The following is a 1688-nucleotide window of genomic DNA, read 5'->3' as shown; positions in this document are numbered from 1 at the left end:
ATTTTTAGACGTCCAGTGAGAATAACTGCTAAATCAATCTTTTGTTTTTCTATAAGCATCATATTGTAATTCCTAAAATTTTCGGTCAAAAAGGTAATTAATAGTGATATAAGTCACGAAATTTACTTATCTACTTCACTTTTGCATAGTTGAATAACTCACTCTTCACAATACTAAAAAATTACTCTTTACTCCAACTGCTCCTCACAACCACAACGAAAAAAACCAGAGATGATAAAAGTGTAGAGTTCAAGGTTAATCATCATGCTTCAAATTAAATTACTCCCCGGTGCAATTAACGAAATCATGGTTGCTGTTGCTGACAAATGTCCTCTAATTCAATCAGACCCTTATGGCCTTCTGGCTGCGATATTGGATGAGTCCCTTAGTGAAGAAGACCGCCGCAGTGTTTATAGATTGTTACGTTCTGTTGTGAGAGGACGGGTGGAACTAGCATAGAGTTGTCTATCTTGACCAGTGTCCAAATTGTTCTGGCACTTCAGCAATTAACAATTAATAATTACCTCTAATTTTCAGATCGACATTATTACAACCTGCTAAATTGGAAGTAGAAAATTGGCAGTTACCCACAATTAAGAAACCTATTGATTTTGGAATTCCACGCATAGTTAGGTTGACTTTTAAACATCTATACGTTAAGTTTATTCAATAACCAATAAATATTTAGTAATAGATAATTGACAGTCAATTAATTTTGCATAAAAATACCTATTAGATGCAACCCAATGGAATTACACCATTGAGCTATTGCTGCATCTATGTGATCGCTACTACTTAGTAAAGACTAAGCATATCTACTTCTTCGTCTCCTCTTAAATCTCCATGAAATGCTGTGTACCCTTCACAGATAATCAGATACTCTTCTGGACTACGTTTTTTAACCGTATCAGACCAACAGCCTCCATAATCCAAGCTTGTGATATCTTCAATACTTAAGTCGTCGCATTCATAGCTACGATATTCAAGCCATATCTCAAATAATCTATAAAGGTTTACCCTACTCATGCTGTACCAGCAGCAAAGATAAGTTTTCTCAGTCCACTCTTTCATTTTTTTATTCCTATCTAGTACAATATGAATGGGGAAGCAAGGAAGCAAGCATATATAAATATGAAGTTTACCTGCTTTCGTCTGCCAAAATAATCCGATCCAGAAATCTTGTATCTTGTATTCCAGAGTTATTTTCATCGTTTATTCGCTACATCGCTACAGGTTCAATTGTCAGACAGAATGCAGACAAGATCGCTCAAATCCACTTTCTGAATTATCTCAAAAGCTCGAATGGCTTGCAGTAAATACAAATTGTGTCGCGATCGCTTAATATCGCGAGGATCGATATTGAAAAAATCAAATTTTTCTGGATAATCCCATCCAGCCAAGTTTGCCAGTTCTCTGGCTAAGAGATTTAATTCTGCACGAAGAATAGTATTACTCATGGTATATAAAATCTTTACAGAGGTAACGTAAGTTGCTGCGTCTGATTCCAATACTTTTTCCAATATTGCCAGTCCGGCTCCCACCAAATTAAAACATATCTGGATTGTGGAAGTGGTGGTACTTCATGCACTTTCTTGGTTTCAAACTGATAAATAGTACCAGCCTTGCAAGGATACGGTGTACCATCGTGCTTAAAAAGAAAATCGGTGGTACTCAAGGAATAACCAATA

General features: G+C 36.0%; 4 protein-coding genes. 1 reads left to right on the top strand and 3 read right to left on the bottom strand.

The window, feature by feature from the left end; genetic code table 11:
- Positions 1-264 precede the first annotated feature (264 nt).
- The gene (locus F6K22_RS40265) at positions 265-459 is read left to right on the top strand and encodes a hypothetical protein (protein ID WP_293110709.1); all 195 of its coding nucleotides are present in this window, start codon (positions 265-267) and stop codon (positions 457-459) included.
- Between the two features lie 336 nt (positions 460-795).
- Here the strand turns inward: F6K22_RS40265 and F6K22_RS40260 are convergent, their stop codons facing one another.
- The 3 genes from F6K22_RS40260 to F6K22_RS40250 form a co-directional block, all read right to left on the bottom strand.
- Complete coding sequence (locus F6K22_RS40260; RefSeq protein ID WP_293110708.1) at positions 796-1071, bottom strand: hypothetical protein; 276 nt, start codon at positions 1069-1071, stop codon at positions 796-798.
- Positions 1072-1235: 164 nt separating this feature from the next.
- Positions 1236-1457: a hypothetical protein gene (locus tag F6K22_RS40255; RefSeq protein ID WP_293110707.1), complete on the bottom strand. Its 222-nt coding sequence runs from the start codon at positions 1455-1457 to the stop codon at positions 1236-1238.
- 14 nt (positions 1458-1471) lie between these two features.
- Positions 1472-1688 (bottom strand): hypothetical protein (locus F6K22_RS40250; protein WP_293110706.1); only part of this gene is annotated, 217 nt, incomplete at its 5' end.

Source organism: Okeania sp. SIO2F4, from assembly GCF_010672385.1.
Lineage (GTDB): Bacteria > Cyanobacteriota > Cyanobacteriia > Cyanobacteriales > Microcoleaceae > Trichodesmium.
Note: the sequence above shows the minus strand (reverse complement) of the source record. Positions and strands in the feature narration are given on the sequence as shown.

Bases quoted from the DNA above. Each gene is read 5' to 3' on its own strand.
- F6K22_RS40260 (WP_293110708.1), bottom strand. From the start codon at position 1,071: ATGAAAGAGTGGACTGAGAAAACTTATCTTTGCTGCTGGTACAGCATG.
- F6K22_RS40265 (WP_293110709.1), top strand. From the start codon at position 265: ATGCTTCAAATTAAATTACTCCCCGGTGCAATTAACGAAATCATGGTT.
- F6K22_RS40255 (WP_293110707.1), bottom strand. From the start codon at position 1,457: ATGAGTAATACTATTCTTCGTGCAGAATTAAATCTCTTAGCCAGAGAA.